17 protein-coding genes and 1 pseudogene are annotated in these 18145 nt (G+C 61.9%); 6 read left to right on the top strand and 12 right to left on the bottom strand.

Annotation, left to right across the window (positions count from 1 at the left end; genetic code table 11):
• Window positions 1–50 precede the first annotated feature (50 nt).
• From holA to lipA, 4 genes are all read left to right on the top strand, one after another.
• Entirely contained in the window at window positions 51–1085 is a 1035-nt protein-coding gene (gene holA / locus AC0T4W_RS03410; RefSeq protein WP_476316128.1) for a DNA polymerase III subunit delta, read from the top strand.
• 82 nt (window positions 1086–1167) lie between these two features.
• Window positions 1168–1326, top strand: a complete 159-nt coding sequence (arfA, locus tag AC0T4W_RS03405) for an alternative ribosome rescue factor ArfA (RefSeq protein WP_304868255.1) — start codon at window positions 1168–1170, stop codon at window positions 1324–1326.
• Between the two features lie 82 nt (window positions 1327–1408).
• Window positions 1409–2692 (top strand): lytic murein transglycosylase, encoded by a 1284-nt coding sequence (locus tag AC0T4W_RS03400; protein ID WP_476316125.1) that lies wholly within the window; start codon window positions 1409–1411, stop codon window positions 2690–2692.
• A 148-nt stretch (window positions 2693–2840) separates the two neighbouring features.
• Window positions 2841–3893 carry a lipoyl synthase gene (gene lipA / locus AC0T4W_RS03395; protein WP_476316122.1) on the top strand — a complete coding sequence of 351 codons (1053 nt, stop codon included), beginning with the start codon at window positions 2841–2843 and terminating at the stop codon, window positions 3891–3893.
• Window positions 3894–3953: 60 nt separating this feature from the next.
• Here lipA and lipB read toward each other — a convergent pair.
• From lipB to AC0T4W_RS03340, 11 genes and pseudogenes are all read right to left on the bottom strand, one after another.
• Window positions 3954–4606: pseudogene (lipB, locus tag AC0T4W_RS03390) on the bottom strand (lipoyl(octanoyl) transferase LipB).
• Entirely contained in the window at window positions 4606–4881 is a 276-nt protein-coding gene (locus AC0T4W_RS03385; protein ID WP_476316119.1) for a DUF493 domain-containing protein, read from the bottom strand. Before AC0T4W_RS03385 ends, lipB begins: the two are co-directional and overlap by 1 nt.
• Before the next feature lie 73 nt (window positions 4882–4954).
• Entirely contained in the window at window positions 4955–6130 is a 1176-nt protein-coding gene (locus AC0T4W_RS03380) for a D-alanyl-D-alanine carboxypeptidase family protein (RefSeq protein WP_476316116.1), read from the bottom strand.
• Window positions 6131–6251: 121 nt separating this feature from the next.
• Entirely contained in the window at window positions 6252–7256 is a 1005-nt protein-coding gene (locus AC0T4W_RS03375) for a septal ring lytic transglycosylase RlpA family protein (RefSeq protein WP_476316113.1), read from the bottom strand.
• Complete coding sequence (mltB, locus tag AC0T4W_RS03370; RefSeq protein WP_476323435.1) at window positions 7256–8281, bottom strand: lytic murein transglycosylase B; 1026 nt, start codon at window positions 8279–8281, stop codon at window positions 7256–7258. The genes AC0T4W_RS03375 and mltB overlap by 1 nt, the downstream gene beginning before the upstream one ends.
• 17 nt (window positions 8282–8298) lie before the next feature.
• On the bottom strand, window positions 8299–9402 hold the full coding sequence (rodA, locus tag AC0T4W_RS03365) for a rod shape-determining protein RodA (RefSeq protein ID WP_476323432.1): 1104 nt from the start codon (window positions 9400–9402) through the stop codon (window positions 8299–8301).
• Window positions 9403–9440: 38 nt separating this feature from the next.
• The gene (gene mrdA / locus AC0T4W_RS03360; RefSeq protein ID WP_476316110.1) at window positions 9441–11330 is read right to left on the bottom strand and encodes a penicillin-binding protein 2; all 1890 of its coding nucleotides are present in this window, start codon (window positions 11328–11330) and stop codon (window positions 9441–9443) included.
• 27 nt (window positions 11331–11357) lie between these two features.
• Window positions 11358–11825, bottom strand: a complete 468-nt coding sequence (gene rlmH, locus AC0T4W_RS03355) for a 23S rRNA (pseudouridine(1915)-N(3))-methyltransferase RlmH (RefSeq protein WP_476316107.1) — start codon at window positions 11823–11825, stop codon at window positions 11358–11360.
• A gap of 12 nt (window positions 11826–11837) precedes the next feature.
• On the bottom strand, window positions 11838–12209 hold the full coding sequence (gene rsfS, locus AC0T4W_RS03350) for a ribosome silencing factor (RefSeq protein ID WP_160090215.1): 372 nt from the start codon (window positions 12207–12209) through the stop codon (window positions 11838–11840).
• A 52-nt stretch (window positions 12210–12261) separates the two neighbouring features.
• Window positions 12262–12906, bottom strand: a complete 645-nt coding sequence (gene nadD, locus AC0T4W_RS03345; protein ID WP_476316104.1) for a nicotinate-nucleotide adenylyltransferase — start codon at window positions 12904–12906, stop codon at window positions 12262–12264.
• Window positions 12906–14165: a glutamate-5-semialdehyde dehydrogenase gene (locus AC0T4W_RS03340; protein ID WP_476316101.1), complete on the bottom strand. Its 1260-nt coding sequence runs from the start codon at window positions 14163–14165 to the stop codon at window positions 12906–12908. The genes nadD and AC0T4W_RS03340 overlap by 1 nt, the downstream gene beginning before the upstream one ends.
• Before the next feature lie 264 nt (window positions 14166–14429).
• On the opposite strand from AC0T4W_RS03340, the gene AC0T4W_RS03335 reads away from it, so the two are divergent.
• Complete coding sequence (locus AC0T4W_RS03335) at window positions 14430–15659, top strand: alpha/beta fold hydrolase (RefSeq protein WP_476316098.1); 1230 nt, start codon at window positions 14430–14432, stop codon at window positions 15657–15659.
• Window positions 15660–15794: 135 nt separating this feature from the next.
• On the opposite strand, the gene AC0T4W_RS03330 is transcribed toward AC0T4W_RS03335, so the two are convergent.
• Window positions 15795–16649: a class I SAM-dependent methyltransferase gene (locus tag AC0T4W_RS03330; RefSeq protein WP_476316095.1), complete on the bottom strand. Its 855-nt coding sequence runs from the start codon at window positions 16647–16649 to the stop codon at window positions 15795–15797.
• Window positions 16650–16840: 191 nt separating this feature from the next.
• On the opposite strand from AC0T4W_RS03330, the gene AC0T4W_RS03325 reads away from it, so the two are divergent.
• Window positions 16841–18145, top strand: a 1305-nt coding sequence (locus AC0T4W_RS03325; protein ID WP_476316092.1) for a bifunctional DedA family/phosphatase PAP2 family protein, incomplete at its 3' end; no start/stop codon positions are given.

Below are 18145 nucleotides of genomic sequence, written 5' to 3'. Positions count from 1 at the left end.
CGGGCCGCGCCAGCGGCCCCGCACTGCGCCCCCATGAAACTTAGCTATCCATGAAACTCAATGGCGCCCAACTCGGCAAACACCTGCAGGGCAACCTGAGCCCGGTGTATGTGGTTAGTGGCGATGAGCCGCTGCTCTGCCAGGAAGCCGCCGACGCCATTCGCGCCGCAACCCGCCAGCAGGGTTTTAGCGAGCGCCAGGTGTTCAACGCCGACAATAATTTCGACTGGGGCAACCTGCTGCAAGCCGGCGCCAGCCTGTCGCTGTTTGCCGATAAACGCCTGCTGGAGTTACGCTTGCCCAACGGCAAGCCTGGCGACAAAGGCGCTGCAGCGCTGCTCGAATACCTCGCCCGCCCCGCCGAAGACACCGTACTGCTGATCAGCCTGCCAAAACTCGACGGCAGCGCGCAGAAAACCAAATGGGCCAAGGCGCTGATCGACGGCGCACAAACGCAGTTCGTGCAGATCTGGCCAGTAGATGCCAATCAACTGCCGCAATGGATTCGCCAGCGCCTGGCGCAAGCGGGCCTCAGCGCCAGTGCCGAAGCGGTGGACATGATTGCCGTGCGCGTCGAAGGCAACCTGCTCGCCGCCGCCCAGGAAATAGAAAAACTCAAGTTGCTCGCCGAAGGCACGCAGATCGATGTCGACACCGTGCATGCCTCGGTCGCCGATAGCGCACGCTTTGATGTGTTCGGCCTGATCGATGCTGCCCTCAATGGCGAAGCCGCCCACGCCCTGCGAATGCTCGAAGGCTTGCGCGGTGAAGGCGTCGAGCCGCCAGTAATTCTCTGGGCCCTGGCCCGAGAAATCCGCCTGCTGGCCAGCATCGCCCAGCAGTACAGCCAGGGCATTCCACTGGAAAAAGCCTTCAGCTCGGCGCGCCCGCCGGTCTGGGACAAACGTCGCCCGCTGGTCAGCAAAGCCCTGCAACGCCTGTCCGCCCCCCGCTGGGCCGCGCTGCTGCAAGATGCTCAGCAGATCGACGCACAAATCAAAGGCCAGGCGGCCGGCGATCCATGGAGTGGCCTGGGCCTGCTGACCCTAAGTATTTGCGGTCAACGCCTGGGACTGGGTCGCTAGAAGCCGAACTCTGGACTTTTTACCCAGAGCGGCTCATGCTTCACGCATCTGCGACGTGCAGGTCATTTACCGAGGAACCGTCATGGCGAAGAAAGCCAAACGCGGCCCCAACAAGGCCAAATCCCTGATCGCCCAACCGCTGTTTCGCTCACGCCAGGAAACGCCAAGCAAAGGCAAAGGCAGCTACCGCCGCGAAGCCTCCCAGCAAAACTGGGAGGCTTCATCCGTTCTGGCTGCCTGAAAAGCCCGCCACAGCCCGCCAGCCCCCGCACACCAGCTCAATCATGCTAAGGTTACGGCCTGCAAAATGTGCCGAGACCACCATGCCTTACCTGCTTCTTCGTGGCCTGTCCCACACTGCCACCGCCTGCCTTCTACTGTTTCTGACTGCTTGTGCCGAAGCGCCGGCACAGTCGCTTGCTGCCGCTCCAGTCACGGCTACCACAGCCCCTGCCAGCCCAGCCGCTAGCGTTGTCAGCAGCCCAACCCCGTTACTCAGTTTCGATGAATGGCGCATGCTGCTGCGCAGCGATGCCATCGCAGCCGGTATCGACGCCGCATTGTTCGACCGCACATTCGCCGGCATCACCCTGGACCCTAGAGTTGTTACCTCCGATAACAGCCAGCCGGAGTTCACCCGCCCGGTGTGGGACTACATTGACGGCGCCGTTTCCGTCTCACGCATCGCCCAGGGCCGCCTACTCAAGGCGCAGCACCGACCAACCCTGAAGGCTATCCGCAGCACCTACGCCGTCGACCATGAAGTGCTGATCGCGATCTGGGGCATGGAAAGCAATTACGGCGGCAATATCGGCAGCCATAACGTCATCCGCTCCCTCGCCACCCTGGCCTATGACGGCCGCCGCCAGGTGTTCTGGCGCAGCCAGCTGCTGGCCGCGCTGCAAATCCTGCAAGCCGGCGATGGTCCGGCGCAGGGGCTGATCGGCTCATGGGCGGGCGCCATGGGGCAAACCCAATTTATGCCGACCACGTTCAACCAGCATGCCGTGGATTTTGATGGCGATGGCAAGCGCGACCTGTGGAATTCAACCCCTGACGCCCTCGCTTCTGCCGCGCATTACCTGCACGCCTCGGGCTGGGAAAACGGCCAACCCTGGGGCTTTGAAGTGAATCTGCCGCAGGGCTTCGATTACGCCCTGGCCGACCCGGAAGTACGTCGCAGCCTGGCGCAGTGGCGCATCCTCGGCATCCACCCGGCCAGAGCCATCGATACCAACGAGCAAAGCCAGGCCACGCTGTTTCTGCCTGCCGGCCATCGTGGCCCAGCCTTCCTGCTGCTGAACAACTTTCGCAGCATCCTCAAGTACAACAACTCCACCGCTTACGCCCTGGCCATCGGCCTGCTCAGCGATGCACTGGATGGCAACCCCGGCGTGCAGGCCGCATGGCCGCGCGGCGATCGCCAACTGGGCCGCAGCGAACGCATTGAGTTGCAGGAACTGCTGACCAGCAAAGGCTATGAGCCAGGCCCAGCGGACGGCATCATCGGCGCCAACACGCGCAAAGCGGTACGTGCCTTTCAGCAATCCCTGGGGCAACCTGCCGACGGCTACCCCAGCCATAAGCTGCTAGAACAACTCAGATAAGCACCCGCGAGCCGTGCGCTCCGCCCTCCCCCGTGGACGGCAGAACCGCGCGGCGCTCGCCGGACTGAACGGTCAGCTTCTGTGATAAGCTGCGCGGCGGCCACAAGCCGCCTCGTCCACGGAGCCTCTAGCGGAGCCCAGATTGCCGATGTCCGATTCCTCCCTGCCTAAAACCGTCGCCAGTGGCGAAAAATTCCGCACCACCCAAGGCATCACTGCGATCAAGGACGGACAAAAGCGCCGCGCCTCCAGTGAGCCTCAGGTGTTCGAGCCCAAACCCAAGTGGCTACGGGTCAAGGCACCCGGCGGCAGCCGCTTCGAGGCGGTCAAGCGCAATGTCAGCGAACACCGCCTGAGCACCGTGTGCCAGGAATCCCACTGCCCGAACATGGGCGAATGCTGGTCCAACGGCACCGCCACTATCATGCTGATGGGCTCGGTGTGCACCCGCGCCTGCCGCTTCTGCGCAGTGGACACCGGCAACCCCAACGGCTGGCTGGACCTGGAAGAGCCGCATAACACCGCTAAATCGGTGGAGCTGATGGCCCTGCGCTATATCGTGCTGACCTCAGTGGATCGCGACGACCTGGACGACGGCGGTGCCAGCCACTACGCCGCCTGCGTACGAGCGATCAAGGACAACACCCCACACGTGGTGGTGGAAGCTCTGACCCCGGACTTCGACGGCGACCTGCAGGCCATTGAGCGCGTGGTGGATTCGGGCCTTGAGGTGTTCGCGCAGAACGTCGAGACGGTCAAGCGCCTGACCTACGAGGTGCGCGACCCGCGCGCCGGTTACGAGAAGACCCTGCGCGCACTGGAGCACGCCAAGCGCCATCGCCCGGCCGTGCTGACCAAAACCAGCCTGATGCTCGGCCTGGGTGAGACCGACGAGGAAATCATCGAGACCATGGATGACCTGCGTGCCATCGGCGTGGACATCCTCACCCTCGGCCAGTACCTGCAGCCGACGCGCAATCACCTGACGGTCAAGCGCTGGGTCAGCCCGGAAGAGTTCAATCGTTTCCGCGAGATCGGGTTGCAGAAGGGCTTTATGGAAGTCGCCGCCGGCCCGCTGGTGCGCTCCAGCTACCGCGCCGACAAGGTGTTCGAGAAGAACAACCTGGGCCTGGCCGCTCCGGTGCCCGTGCCGGGCCAACAGCTCGACAGCAGCCTGATTCCGGCCCTCAACCTGAACTGATCGGGCCGTACAACGCCTGCCCTGGGCTATGCCTGGGTCAGGCGTTTGTTTACCCGAGTTCTAGCAGTCGATTACGCCCGCCAGGGTCTGTTGCTGCGGGTAATTGAGCTGCTTAACCAGTTGTTCACGCAGTCGCGCACTGACTTCGCAAATATCTATCGAACCTGCGACCTGATCGGCCAGCTGAGTCATGGCCATGCCGGCATAACCGCAGGGGTTGATGCGCTGGAAGGGCTGCAAGTCCATATCCACATTCAGCGCCAGACCATGGAAGCTGCGGCCGTTGCGGATACGCAGGCCTAGTGAGGCGATCTTCGCGCCCTCCACATACACGCCCGGCGCATCCGGCTTGGCGTTGGCGCTGACGCCATAACTGGCGAGCAGATCAATCAGGCTGCGCTCAATGCGGTTGACCAGCTCACGCACGCCAATGCCGCTGCGGCGCACGTCAAGTAGCAGGTAAGCCACCAACTGGCCTGGGCCGTGATAGGTCACCTGACCGCCACGATCCACTTGCACTACCGGAATATCGCCCGGAAACAGCACATGCTCGGCTTTGCCGGCCTGGCCTTGGGTGAATACGGGGAGTGTTCGAGCAACCAGATCTCGTCAGGCGTATCCACGCCGCGCGTATCGGTAAAGCGCTGCATAGCATGCCAGGTGGGCTCGTAATCAACCTGGCCCAGCTCGCGAAAGCCGAGCGGCAGGCTCATCAGAGCACCATATGGACGATACCGGTCGCGCGCAGGGCGCTGTTGATATCGCGCAACTGGTCTTCACTCGTGGCGATGATGTGCAACTGCACAGTGGTGTATTTGCCATTGCTGCTTTGGCGCTCGGCCAGGCTATTAAGATCGACCTCGGCGTGCTTGCTCAGGACCTCTATTACAGCGTCCTTGTAGCCGGGACCGCTGTCGCCCACCACCTTGATCGGGTAGTCGGGGCAAGGGAATTCGATTATGTGCGATTTGACGTCAGGTTGAGTCATGGCAGTAACGGCCTCGTAAGCCGTGGCAACAACAACGCCCCTGCGGGTCAGCAGAAGCGTGCTGGGCACGCTATCAGTTGAACAATCCAAAAAAGAACAGGCTGATGCTATCCCACAGGCGACGCAAGAAACTACCTTCCTCAACGGCCTCAAGGGCAATCAGATCCGCGCTGTGCACCACGTCCTCGCCCAGTTTCACTTCAACCTTGCCGATCACCTCACCCTGGGCAATCGGGGCGGTGAGCTGCGGGTTGAGGATCATGCCGGCTTGCAGTTTTTCCAGCTGACCCTTCGGCAGGGTCAGGCTCAGGTCAGCGCCAAGGCCGGCTTTAACCTGGCGCACGGTGCCTTTCCACACCTGGGCCTGGGCCAGTTCCTGGCCTTGCTTGTAGAAGGTGCGGGTTTCAAAGAAGCGGAAACCATAGGTCAGCAGCTTCTGGGTTTCTGCTGCGCGAGCCGACTCACTATCGGTACCAAATACCGAGGTGATCATCCGCGCGCCATCACGTACGGCCGAGGCCACCAGGCAGTAACCTGCTTCTTGAGTGTGCCCGGTTTTCAGACCGTCAACGGTCTTGTCACGCCACAGCAGCAGGTTGCGGTTGCCCTGCTTGATGTTGTTCCAGAGAAACTCCTTCTGCGCATAGATCGCATAGTGCTCCTGGTCTTCATTGATGATCGCGCGAGCCAGCACCGCCATATCGTGAGCACTGGAGTAATGCTCCGGATGCGGCAGGCCAGTGGCGTTCATAAAGTGGCTGTTGCTCATGCCCAGACGTGCAGCGGCTTCATTCATCATGTCGGCAAAAGCATCTTCGCTGCCGGCGATGTACTCGGCCAGAGCAATGCTGGCGTCGTTGCCAGACTGGATGATCACGCCGTGCAGCAGGTCATCCACGCTGGCCTGACTGTTCACCGGCAGGAACATGGTGGAGCCACCGGATGCGGCACCACCGGTACGCCAGGCGTGCTCGCTGATCGGTACCATATCCTGCTCGCCGATCTTGCCCTTACGGATTTCCAGGGTGGCGATGTAGGCGGTCATCAGTTTAGTCAGGCTGGCCGGCGGCAGACGCTGATCACCATTGTTTTCCACCAGCACCTTGCCGCTGGCGGCATCCAGCAGCACATAGGACTTTGCAGACAGCTGCGGAGCCGAAGGAATTGCGGGCTGATTGGCCCAGGCGGTCGATGCGCTGAGCAGGCAAAGTGATAGGAAAACGCGTTGCGTAAAGCTGGTGATATTCATCCGTCTCTCTAGATTGCTGATGGTGAACAGGCCCAGTGGGCATAAGGTGCTGGTCCCCCCGGCCTGCCGTGGCTGGCCGGAGTTGTTTGTTTAGTCCCGCAGAAGAACCATAAGTGCCCTGTCAGTCTGACTTGACCAGGGTTGGCTCACCGAGCTTGGCCAGGCGCACGCTGCTCTGCAGCTGCTCAACCTCGCTCTGGCTGCTCACCGGCCCCAGACGCACGCGGTGCAATATCTGCTGGTTGCGCACCACTGAGCTGACGAACACTGGCGCAGCCACTGTCTCGCTCAACTTGGCCTTGAGAAGCTCCGCAGCGTCCGGATTGGCGAAGGCGGCCACTTGGAGATACAGGCCAGAGGCTGCGAGTGAAGCGTTTTTTTTTGCGTCAATCTGCACGGGGAGCACCGCGGCGGCATGCTGCTGCGGAGGCGGTGAGTACTGCTCAACGGGCTGCGCGAAAGGCTGCGCAACCGGCTCGGCCTGAGCGACTTGCTGCGGTGCAGCCAATACCATCGGCACCGGGCGGCCCTGCTGAGCCCACCACTCGTGCGGATCGATACCTTCAACCTTGACCCGTGCGGTACCGCTTTCGGCATAGCCGAGCTTCTTCGCTGCGGCGAAGGACAAATCGATAATCCGGTCGGAATAGAACGGCCCACGGTCGTTGACCCGCAGAATTGCGCTCTTGCCGTTTTCCAGGTTGGTTACACGCACGTAGCTGGGCAGCGGCAGGGTCTTGTGTGCGGCGGTCATGCCGTAGAGGTCGTAGGTTTCACCGTTAGCAGTGGCCTGACCGTGGAACTTGGTGCCATACCAGGAGGCCGGGCCGACGGCCTGATAGCGACGGGCATCGGGGATTGGGTAGTACTGCTTGCCGAACACGGTGTAGGGGCTGGCCTTGACCCGACCGTAATGCGGCATCGGCACGGCATCGGGAATCCGCGACACATCGACATCCCACCAGGGCGCGCCATCCTTATGCGGCCGGTTGAATTCACCTGGCCCGGAAATAGAGCCACCTGGCTGCGCCGGCGCAATCGGTTGCGGCGCACGGGTGGACGAGCAGCTGGCCAGCAGCAGCGCCAGGCTGCCATAGGCCGCCAATTTAAACGGCAAACGCGACATCAGTTCTTACCCCGTGCCTGATTGGCTCTTGCATCAGTCAGCAACTCGGCCAGCTGATTGACCGCCATGGCATACATCACACTGCGATTGTAGCGGGTGATCACAAAGAAGTTAGGCAGGCCCAGCCAGTGCTCGGCGCCATCAGCACCTTCCAGGCGGAAGGCGGTTACCGGTAAGTCGTCCGCCAGCGGGTCGGCACTGGTCCAGCCCAGCGCACGCAGCTCAGCGACATTCTTCACCGGGTCCAGGCCCACGGTCAGGCCTTGCTCGGCCTGCCCACCCTTTACGGTGGCGGCGCTGACCACCGGCTGCCCCGGCTGCCAGTGGTGACGTTTGAAGTAACTGGCCACGCTGCCAATGGCATCGGTCGGGTTGTTCCAGATATTGATATGGCCGTCGCCATCGAAGTCCACGGCATACGCGCGGAAGCTGCTCGGCATAAATTGCGGCAGGCCCATGGCGCCGGCGTAGGAGCCAGTCATGCTCAGCGGCTCGACCTGTTCTTCACGGGCCAGCAGGAGGAACTCGCGCAGCTCCTTGCGGAAGAACGGCGCGCGCGGAGGATAGTCGAAGGCCAGGGTCGACAGTGCATCCATCACCCGCCAGCTGCCGGTATTGCCGCCGTAGAAGGTTTCCACACCAATGATCGCCACGATCACTTGCGCCGGCACACCGTATTCGGCTTCGGCACGGGCCAGAGTCGCTTCGTGCTGCTTCCAGAACTCAACGCCCTTGCTGATGCGCTTGTCGGTGATAAAAATCGGCCGATAGTCCTTCCACGGCTTGGCTTTTTCTGCCGGCCGCGAGATGGCATCGAGGATCGCCTGTTTGCGCTCGACCTGGGCGAACAGCTCGACCAGTTGTTCACCGGCAAAGCCATAATCGCGGGTCATTTCGCCGACGAACTCAGTCACCTGCGCAGACTGCTGATAATCTCCGGCCAGCACGGGCTGAGCCACTGCGCAGACCCCGGTCAACGCCAACCAAGGTGCAGTACGTACCATCCAACCACGCGCGTTTTGCATTGAATTCATAATCCCAATCAAGCCTGTGTCATCCACTTACGGTGAGTGTGGATCGACATCAAAATTCCAAACCCTGCCAACAGGGTGATCAGCGAAGTGCCGCCATAGCTGATAAACGGCAGCGGTACACCCACCACCGGCAGCAGGCCGCTGACCATGCCGATATTGACGAAGACATAAACGAAGAAGGTCATGGTCAGCGCGCCGGCGAGAAGCTTACCGAACAGCGTCTGCGCTTGCACGGTAATCACCAGACCGCGTGCGATCAACAGCATGTACACCAGCAGTAACAAACACACGCCAACCAGCCCGAATTCCTCGGCCAATACGGCGATGATAAAGTCGGTGTGGCTCTCCGGTAGAAAATCCAGGTGCGACTGGGTGCCTTGCAGCCAGCCCTTGCCGAGCACCCCGCCCGAGCCAATCGCCGCCTTGGACTGGATAATGTTCCAGCCACTGCCCAGCGGATCGCTTTCCGGGTTGAGGAAGGTCAGCACGCGCTGCTTCTGGTATTCACGCAGCACAAACAACCACATGCCAATGGCCAGCGGAATCACGGCCACCACCGCACTGACAATCCAGCGCCATTGCAGCCCGCCAATAAACAACACAAAAAAGCCCGAGGTAATGATCAGCAGTGAGGTGCCCAGGTCCGGCTGCAGCAGAATCAGCACAAAGGGCACGATGATCATCGCCAGGCTGATGCAGATATGTTTGAGCCGGGGCGGCAAGCTGCGGCTGGACAGGTACCAGGCGATGGTCGCTGGCATGATGATCTTCATAAACTCCGAAGGCTGAAAGCGAATCACCCCAGGGATATTGATCCAGCGTGTGGCGCCCATGGCGTTATGTCCCATGACATCCACTACCACCAGCAAGGCCACCCCGCCGACATAGGCCAACGGTACCCAGCGCGCCATAAAGCGTGGTTCGAACTGGGCGATGATAAACATGCCAACCAGGCCGATACCGAAGGAGCTGGCCTGTTTCATCAGCATATCGACGTTCTTGCCACTGGCCGAATACAGGATAAACAGGCTACCAGCGGCCAGAATCAGTAACAGCACCAGCAAAATGCCGTCGACATGCAGGCGCTGCAGCAAGGTTGCGCGGCGGCGCAGCAGGTCTTCGGAGGACAGGTTGCGGTCAAAGTTATTGCTCATGGCGCAGCGACCTCAGCCGCCACAGGCGGAGCAAATTCGGCTTTCAACTGACCGTTTTCATCCAGTAGCCAGGCATCCATCACTTGCTTGACCACTGGCGCGGCCACCCCGGAACCCGACTCGCCATTCTCGACCATCACCGATACGGCGATCTGCGGGTTATCCGCCGGCGCGAAAGCAACAAACAGGGCGTGGTCGCGGTGGCGTTCAGCAACCTTGCTGCGGTCGTATTTCTCACCCTGCTTGATCGCCACTACCTGGGCGGTGCCGCTTTTGCCGGCAATCCGGTAGACCGAGGCATCACCCACTTTGCGCGCTGTGCCACGCGGACCATGCATCACCTGCTCCATGCCATGGCGACCGCTATCCCAGAACTTCGGGTCACGCAGCACGATATCCGGCAGTGGGTTGGAGTCTACGGGCGCACGCCCCTGAACAGTTTTCGCAAGGTGCGGACGAATCCATTTACCGCGCGTGGCCATCAACGCCGTGGCCTGAGCCAGTTGCAGCGGGGTGGTCTGCATATAGCCCTGACCGATGCCAAGAATCAGCGTCTCGCCCGGATACCAGGCCTGGCGGTAACGCGCCCGTTTCCAGTCACGCGACGGCATCAGCCCGGCAGTTTCCTCGAACATGTCCAGTGACACACGTTGACCCAGCCCGAAACGGGTCATGTAGTCATGCATACGGTCGATGCCCATCTTGTGCGCCAGCGAGTAGAAGTAGGTGTCATTGGAGCGGGCAATCGCCAAATCCATCTCCACCCAACCATCGCCACTGCGGTTCCAGTTACGGTATTTGTGGCTGTGATTGGGCAACTGGTAGAAGCCGGGATCGAATACTCGGGTCTGCGGCGTCACCACGCCAGCATCCAGGCCCGCCACCGCGACCATCGGCTTGATGGTCGAGCCCGGTGGATAAAGGCCGCGCAATACACGGTTGTACAACGGCCGGTCGATGGAGTCGCGCAAATCGGCATAGGCCTTGAAGCCAATCCCGGTGACGAAGGGGTTGGGGTCGAAGCTCGGCTGGCTGACCATCGCCAGCACTTCACCGGTTTGCGGCTGAATCGCCACAATCGCCCCACGTCGGCCGGCCAGCGCTTTTTCGGCGGCCTCCTGTAAACGTATATCGAGGCTCAGCACAATGTCCTTGCCGGGCGTCGGGTCGGTGCGTTTGAGCACCCGTAGTACGCGGCCACGGGCATTGGTTTCGACTTCCTCGTATCCCACCTGGCCGTGCAGATCATCTTCATAGAAGCGCTCGATACCGGTCTTGCCAATATGGTGCGTGCCGCTGTAGGCCACCGGATCGAGTTCTTTCAGCTCTTTCTCGTTGATCCGCCCGACATAACCCACCGAATGGGCAAAATGCTCGCCTAGCGGGTAATGCCGCACCAACTGCGCGGCGACCTCTACCCCTGGCAAACGGAACTGGTTGATCGCCACACGGGCAATCTGCTCCTCGCTCAACTCGAACAGCACCGGCACCGGCTCAAACGGCCGCCGCCCCTGACGCACGCGACGCTCGAACAGCGCACGCTCATCGGGGCCCAATTCCAGCACCTCAACAATCGCATCGAGCACCTGCGGCCAGTCACCGGCGCGTTCGCGGGTCAGGGTCAGGCTAAAGCTGGGGCGGTTATCGGCGATGATCACCCCGTTGCGATCAAAGATCAGCCCACGGCTCGGCGGGATCGGCTGTACGTGGATGCGGTTGTTTTCCGCCAGGGTGGTGTGGTGCTCGAACTGCACCACCTGCAGGTAATACATGCGCGCCACAAGCACCGAGGTCAGCAACAAAAACACCACGGCACCGACCACCGCGCGCTTGCGGATCAGGCGGCCGTCTTTCTCGTGGTCTTTGAGGCGTATAGGTTGCGGCATCGGTGGCTGCTGGTTACTTATGAAAAATCATTTGTGATAAGGGTGCCCGGACAACACAGTCCAGGCACGGTACATCTGTTCGCCGATCAGAATCCGCACCAGCGGGTGGGGCAAGGTCAGCGGCGACAACGACCAGCGCTGCTCACTGCGGGCTTGCACCTCAGGTGCCAGCCCTTCCGGGCCACCGACCATCAGGTTGACGGTGCGTGCATCCAGACGCCATTTGTCCAGCTCGACCGCCAGTTGCTCGGTGCTCCAGGGTCGCCCTTCGACTTCCAGGGTCACTATGCGTTCCCCTGGCTGCACCTTGGTCAGCATGGCCTCGCCTTCCTGGCGGATCATCCGCGCCACATCGGCATTTTTGCCGCGCGTGGTCAGCGGAATTTCTACCAGCTCCAGGGACAACTCGCTGGGCATGCGCTTGGCATATTCCTGCCAGCCTTCTTCCACCCAGCGTGGCATCCGCGAGCCGACGGCGATCAGTTTGATCCGCACCGCTGCGCGTCCTTATTCTTGCTCTGGACCTGGCTCGGCGCTGAACTGCGCACGGCTCTGCTCGGCACCCTGCCACAGACGCTCAAGGTCATAAAACTGACGAGCAGTGGGCAGCATCACGTGAACCACGATGTCGCCGAGGTCGAGCAGTGCCCACTCGCCGGTGTCCATGCCCTCAGTACCGATCGGGCGCACGCCCTGCTCCTTGACCTTCTCCAGCACGTTGTCGACCAGCGACTTGACGTGACGGCTGGAGGTGCCGCTGGCGATCAGCATGAAATCGGTGATGCTGGTCTTGCCGCGCACATCGATGGTGGTGATGTCCTGTGCCTTGATCTCTTCCAGCGCGCTGATAGCCAATTTGACCAGTTCTTCGCTCTGCATTTTTGCCTTTGTCATGTTTGCCTTTGTCATAAGTCAGTCATTTGCCTCGTGTTCAATTCGCGCCACGGTACAGTCCGTGGGCATGGATATAGGCCAGTACCGCGTCAGGCACCAGAAAACGTGCCGACCTTCCGCTCGCCAGTAGCGAACGGATCTGGGTAGCCGACACCGCCAGGGGTGTCTGCCAGATAAAAGCAATTTGCCCGCCCGGCCCGCTCAGGGCCGAAGGGTCACTCACACTGCGTGCCGCCAACAGATTACGCAGCGCCTCGGGCGCTTCACTGTCGGCATCCGGGCGCTGCAACACCAGAATATGGCAGTGCTGCAGTAATTCATCCCAGCGCTGCCAGCTAGGTAAACCGCAGAAGGCATCCCAGCCCAGCAGCAGAAACAGCTGATCATCCGCTGCCAACTCGCCGCGCAACGACTCCAGGGTGTCGATGCTGTAGGACGGTTTGTCGCGTTGCAGCTCGCGATCATCCACCCTCAACAAGGGTTCCCCATCCACCGCCAGCCCCACCATGGTCAAGCGATCCGCCGCACTGACCCGAGGCGCACCACGATGGGGCGGGCGGGCGCTGGGGATCAAGCGCAACTCATCCAGGGCCATAAACTCGGCCACTTCCAGGGCACTGCGCAGATGACCGATATGCACCGGGTCGAAGGTGCCGCCAAGGATACCCAAGCGCCTGGCCATCAGCCGCGCAACTGCCCGTCGCCGATCACCACATACTTCTCACAGGTCAACCCTTCCAGGCCTACTGGCCCACGGGCATGCAGCTTGTCGGTGGAAATACCGATCTCCGCGCCCAGCCCGTATTCAAAACCGTCAGCAAAACAGGTCGGGGTATTGAGCATCACCGAGCTGGAATCCACCTCAGCGATAAAACGCCGGGCATGGCCCTGGTGCTCAGTGACAATCGAATCGGTGTGGTGCGAACCATACTGGTTGATATGCTCGATGGCCTGCTCCAGCCCATCGACCACACGGATCGACAGGATCGCGTCCAGGTACTCGGTGTTCCAGTCTTCGTCCGTGGCCGGCAACGCCTCGATCAACGCCCGAGTGCGCTCACAGCCACGCAGCTCGACACCCTTTTCGCGAAAGCGCTCGGCCATGGCCGGCAGAAAGACGGCTGCCACCGCTTGATCCACTAGCAGGGTCTCCATGGCGCCGCAGATGCCATAGCGGTAGGTCTTGGCGTTGAAGGCGATATCGCGGGCCTTGACCAGGTCGGCCAGGGCATCAACATAGACGTGGCAGATGCCATCCAGGTGCTTGATTACCGGCACCCGGGCATCCTTACTGATGCGCTCGATCAGACCCTTGCCGCCGCGCGGCACGATCACATCGACGAACTCAGGCATGCTGATCAGCGCACCCACTGCGGCGCGGTCGGTAGTTTCCACCACCTGGACCGCCGCCGCCGGTAGCCCGGCCTCGGCCAGACCGCGCTGAATGCAGACGGCAATCGCGCGATTGGAGTGGATGGCCTCGGAGCCGCCGCGCAGGATGGTGGCATTACCCGACTTCAGGCACAAGCTGGCGGCGTCGATGGTCACGTTGGGCCGCGACTCGTAGATGATGCCGATCACACCTAGGGGCACGCGCATCTTGCCCACCTGAATTCCCGACGGACGATAGCTCATATCACGGACTGCACCCACCGGGTCGGGCAGAGCGGCGACCTGACGCAGGCCTTCGATCATACCGTCGATACGCGCCGGGGTCAGGGCCAGACGATCCAGCAGCGCCGGCTCCAGACCACCCGCTCGACCGGCGGCCAGATCCAGCTCATTGGCGGCGGTGAGTTCACTGCGGGCACCGTCCAACGCGCTAGCGGCGGCCTGCAGGGCACGGTTCTTCTGCGCGGTACTGGCCAGCGCCAGCACGCGGGAAGCCTTGCGGGCGGCCTGTCCCAGGCGGGTCATATAGTCGAGCACGGACTCAGTCATGGTCTTGGCAGGCCTGGCGGTTGAAAAAAGTCGCTGAGTATAACGGTCGCGCCGCTCCACGCCCAGCGCTGCGCGGCGGACGGTATACAGCGCGTTCGTCAGCACGTGCGGTAACGCCGCCAGCCCACAACCGGCTGGCCGGCCAGAGAAACAGTGACACCAGCACCACTTTGCCGCCCGAAGGTTAGGTAAACAAAAACCGCCCGAATGTTTACCTTGCCATCAAAAGCAAGATAGGCGGCCGACCGCCGGGGTGGGATCAGCATGCATTACCGTACCGACTACTGCGCCGCACAACTCAACGAAGCCCCGCAGGTGCTGCATCTCGGCGACCTGCGCCTGCACTACCAGGCGCATGCCTACCGCAGCCAAGACCCACGCCCACCCGTATTGCTGCTCGGTGGCGCATTCCAGAGCTTTCGCTCGTTTGCCGCCGAGGTCAGCGAGCTGCTCGTCGACCACCCAGTGATTCTGCTCGACCTGCCCAGCCAGGGTGGCAACCTGCAACTGGTGCCCGACCTGAGCCTGGAACAGCTGGCCGATCTGATCGCCGCCTTCGCCGACGAACTCGACCTGCCGCCGTTGATGCCCATCGGCCTGTCCTATGGCTCGGCCCTGGCGGCGCTGTTTGCCGCCCGTCACCCGGCGCGCTGCGCCCGTGTGCTGCTGGCCGGCATCACCGCTTTCGGCCGCCCCGGCGCGCGTTTGCTGCTGCAGGAAGGCCTGGCGTTATTGGCCGAAGGTCGTTGCGAGGCCTTTGCCCACGGCGCGCTGACGGGCCTGCTCAACCCCCTGCGCCTGGAGCAGACCGGCGTAGCTCCAGTATTTCGCAAGGCGCTGCTGCGGCAGATCCAGCGCTTATCTCCAGCGGATATCGAGCGCTATCGGCAGAACAGCCAGCGCCTGCTGGAGTTCCACGGTTTTCGTACGCACCCCAGCTGCCCGACCCTAGTACTGGCCGGCGAATACGATCACTTCACCCAGCCTTGGGAGCACGCGCACTTTGCCGCCGCCTGCGCCCAGGCCAGTTGCGCGCTGATCCACAACGCCGACCACCTGGCGCAATTCGAACAACGCGATGCCTGCGCCAGACTGTACAGCCCGTTTCTGCGCGGCGAAGTCCTACCAAACTGCAGCCCAGGCAGCAGCCTGCTGACCGGCCCGCAACTGCTGCAATTGGAAAAACGCCACGAACCACGCCTACCACCCAGCCAGCGCCACGCTCGCCTGCAACATGTCGAAGGCGGCGAATGGGCAGTGGATATCCGCGAGCTGGGCTTTTTTGGCGGGCTGTTGCAGGGCGATCTGCCCGCGATTTGCGGTATGCGGGGCTGGCAACTGCTGTGCAAGGACCTGCCCGCCCAACCCCTACTACCGCTGCGTGAGGATCACAACGGCCTGGCCTTTGTCTTCCCACACAGCGACCAGCAGGCCAGCCAGGCGCTGGCGAGGCAGTTTCAGTTACAACCTTTGCCTGCAGCTGCCTGCGCCTAGAGCCTGTCTCGGATCTGCTGCGCGTCGGCGATACTGCGTTAACAGGCTCAGAATGCTCATTTACAGCAGTAAACTCCGCTTCCTCGCCTGTTTTTGCCTTGCCTCGCTCTAGCTCGCGAGATCCGAAACAGACTCTTAGACTCGCGCTTCAATCACCCGCACCAACCCGTCAGTTCGCGACGGCACCAGCCCAAGCGCCTGGCTGGTGCGGCTCGGGTCGAACACCGCGACCTGACTGAAGCCGCATTTCTCAAAGCCTTGCACAATCGCCTGATCATTGCGGTAATGCAGCGGATAGCTGCCACGGGTCAGCCGACCAACCAGGCCAACCCCCCAGCGCAGCTGGCGATAGCGCGGGTGCTCACGTAGATCGGGGTACAGCTCTGTCAGGTAGGTGGCCTGGGGAAATGCGTGCAGCTGCTCGACCAAACGCGTCCAGAACGACTCGATCAGCGCCAGTTCGAAGTAATTCACCAGGCCCTCGGTAATCACCACCACCGGCTTGCTGTGATCCAGCTCGGCGAACAGCGCCGCCAGGCTTTGGCTGCCCTCCTCGGCGAGGATATCCACCGCACGCACCTGATGCTGAGTACCCAGCCACCCCTCGGCATTCAGCAGCAAGCGCTTGCGCGATGCCATCACCGGTAGATCGGCCTCGATATAGCGCAGCTGCGGATAACGTGCAGTAAAGCGCCGGCCACGCGGCGACAGACCGCAGGCAATCTCCACCACCTGGCACACTTCGCCCTGCTCAATCGCCGCAGTCAGCTGCGCATCAATCTGCAAATGCCGCTGCAACAGAAACTGCTCGATATCCAGGCCGAAGCCGACCCGAGCCCCCCAGGTAATCGGGCTGAGCAAACCATGCACAAGACGCCCGAAGCCGGTGGCAAAAGCCACATCCGCCAGTTGATGGCGATACCAGACATAACCTGTGTAATGGGCACTGGGGCTGATATGAGCGCTGCTAACGCGGGCACGTTCAGACATGGTTAAGACTCTTATTGTTATGATCACAGGCCTTTAAAGGCGCCCTACTGAGCGCCAAAAACGGCAACAGCCCCAGCCTATGCCCTGCCGAGTGACCGTGACACCGCATGCCCAACGATCCCAACCTTAGTTTGCCCTGGCCCAAAGGCCGGCCAGGACTATCACCTGCTAACCCCCTTGGATAACCACCGATGAGCCAATGGTTCGACACCCTAACCCTCTGGCTGAGCGCCAACCCCGAATGGCTGGGCCTGGCGATATTCTTGCTGGCCTGCGGCGAGTGCCTGGCGATTGTCGGTCTTCTTGTGCCTGGCACGGTACTGCTGTTTGCCATCGCAGCCCTGGCCGGTAATGGCGCGCTGGGTCTGGGTGAAACCCTGCTGCTGGCGTTTTGTGGCGGCCTGCTGGGCGATTGCCTGTCCTATGCGCTGGGGCGCTATTTTCATCAGGACATCGGCCGCCTGCCGGTGCTACGCCACCACCCACAATGGCTGAACAGCGCCCATGGTTACTTCGTGCGTTATGGCGTTGCCAGCCTCTTGGTCGGGCGCTTTATCGGCCCGCTGCGGCCCATGCTGCCGATGGTCGCCGGCATGTTCGATATGCCCTTCGTGCGCTTTTTTCTCGTCAGCCTGCTGGCGGGTATCGGTTGGTCCATCGTCTATATGCTGCCCGGCTGGGCCACCGGCGCGGCCATGCGTCTGCCGCTGCCGGTGGGTTTCTGGCCGCAGGCCGGGGCCATTGCTGCCGGCGTAGCGCTGGTGGTGGGCATCGGTGTGCAAGGCAGCTTGCGTGGGCAACGCCACACCAGCCCACTGACGGCGGCGGCAAGCCTGGCCCTGCTGGTGGTGCTGATGCTCAGCTGGCCACACCTGAACCAGCTCGATCAAGGCCTGCTGACGTTGGCGCAGGAGCATCGCGCTCCGGCGCTGGATACGCTGATGGTGCTGATTACTCGCCTCGGCGATATGCACACGCAGCTGGCCGCCGCCATTGTGCTGTGCCTGATTCTGCTAGCGACCCGGCAATGGCGCACATTCAGCCTGGCGTTTGGCACCCTGCTCGGCACCGCCCTGGCCAACACAGCGTTAAAAGCGTTTTTCGCCCGCAGCCGCCCCGATGTACTGCTTGAGCCGTTGAACAGCTTCAGCTTCCCCAGCGGGCACAGCTCGGCGGCATTCGCCTTTTGTCTGCTGCTTGGGGTCATGGCCGGACGCGGTCAACCGACCCGCATGCGCCTGACCTGGCTGCTGCTGGCCAGCCTTCCGGCCGTAGCAATTGCAATCTCTCGGGTCTACCTGGGAGTGCATTGGCCCAGCGACATTATCGCCGGCGCCGTGCTGGCTGCCTGTTTCTGCGCGCTAAGTCTGGCCCTGGTGCAATGGCGCACGCCACTACCGGCCTTGCCAGGGAAAGTCTGGTGGCTATTGCTGCCAGCGGTTATCGCGCTGCTCGGTGGCATCACCACCTGGCAGCTGTCCTCCGGGGTGCTGCTT

Source organism: Pseudomonas sp. C7.1, from assembly GCF_056312395.1.
Note: the sequence above shows the minus strand (reverse complement) of the source record. Positions and strands in the feature narration are given on the sequence as shown.

Bases quoted from the DNA above. Each gene is read 5' to 3' on its own strand.
- holA (WP_476316128.1), top strand. From the start codon at position 51: ATGAAACTCAATGGCGCCCAACTCGGCAAACACCTGCAGGGCAACCTG.
- arfA (WP_304868255.1), top strand. From the start codon at position 1,168: ATGGCGAAGAAAGCCAAACGCGGCCCCAACAAGGCCAAATCCCTGATC.
- AC0T4W_RS03400 (WP_476316125.1), top strand. From the start codon at position 1,409: ATGCCTTACCTGCTTCTTCGTGGCCTGTCCCACACTGCCACCGCCTGC.
- lipA (WP_476316122.1), top strand. From the start codon at position 2,841: ATGTCCGATTCCTCCCTGCCTAAAACCGTCGCCAGTGGCGAAAAATTC.
- AC0T4W_RS03385 (WP_476316119.1), bottom strand. From the start codon at position 4,881: ATGACTCAACCTGACGTCAAATCGCACATAATCGAATTCCCTTGCCCC.
- AC0T4W_RS03380 (WP_476316116.1), bottom strand. From the start codon at position 6,130: ATGAATATCACCAGCTTTACGCAACGCGTTTTCCTATCACTTTGCCTG.
- AC0T4W_RS03375 (WP_476316113.1), bottom strand. From the start codon at position 7,256: ATGTCGCGTTTGCCGTTTAAATTGGCGGCCTATGGCAGCCTGGCGCTG.
- mltB (WP_476323435.1), bottom strand. From the start codon at position 8,281: ATGCAAAACGCGCGTGGTTGGATGGTACGTACTGCACCTTGGTTGGCG.
- mrdA (WP_476316110.1), bottom strand. From the start codon at position 11,330: ATGCCGCAACCTATACGCCTCAAAGACCACGAGAAAGACGGCCGCCTG.
- rsfS (WP_160090215.1), bottom strand. From the start codon at position 12,209: ATGCAGAGCGAAGAACTGGTCAAATTGGCTATCAGCGCGCTGGAAGAG.
- nadD (WP_476316104.1), bottom strand. From the start codon at position 12,906: ATGGCCAGGCGCTTGGGTATCCTTGGCGGCACCTTCGACCCGGTGCAT.
- AC0T4W_RS03340 (WP_476316101.1), bottom strand. From the start codon at position 14,165: ATGACTGAGTCCGTGCTCGACTATATGACCCGCCTGGGACAGGCCGCC.
- AC0T4W_RS03335 (WP_476316098.1), top strand. From the start codon at position 14,430: ATGCATTACCGTACCGACTACTGCGCCGCACAACTCAACGAAGCCCCG.
- AC0T4W_RS03330 (WP_476316095.1), bottom strand. From the start codon at position 16,649: ATGTCTGAACGTGCCCGCGTTAGCAGCGCTCATATCAGCCCCAGTGCC.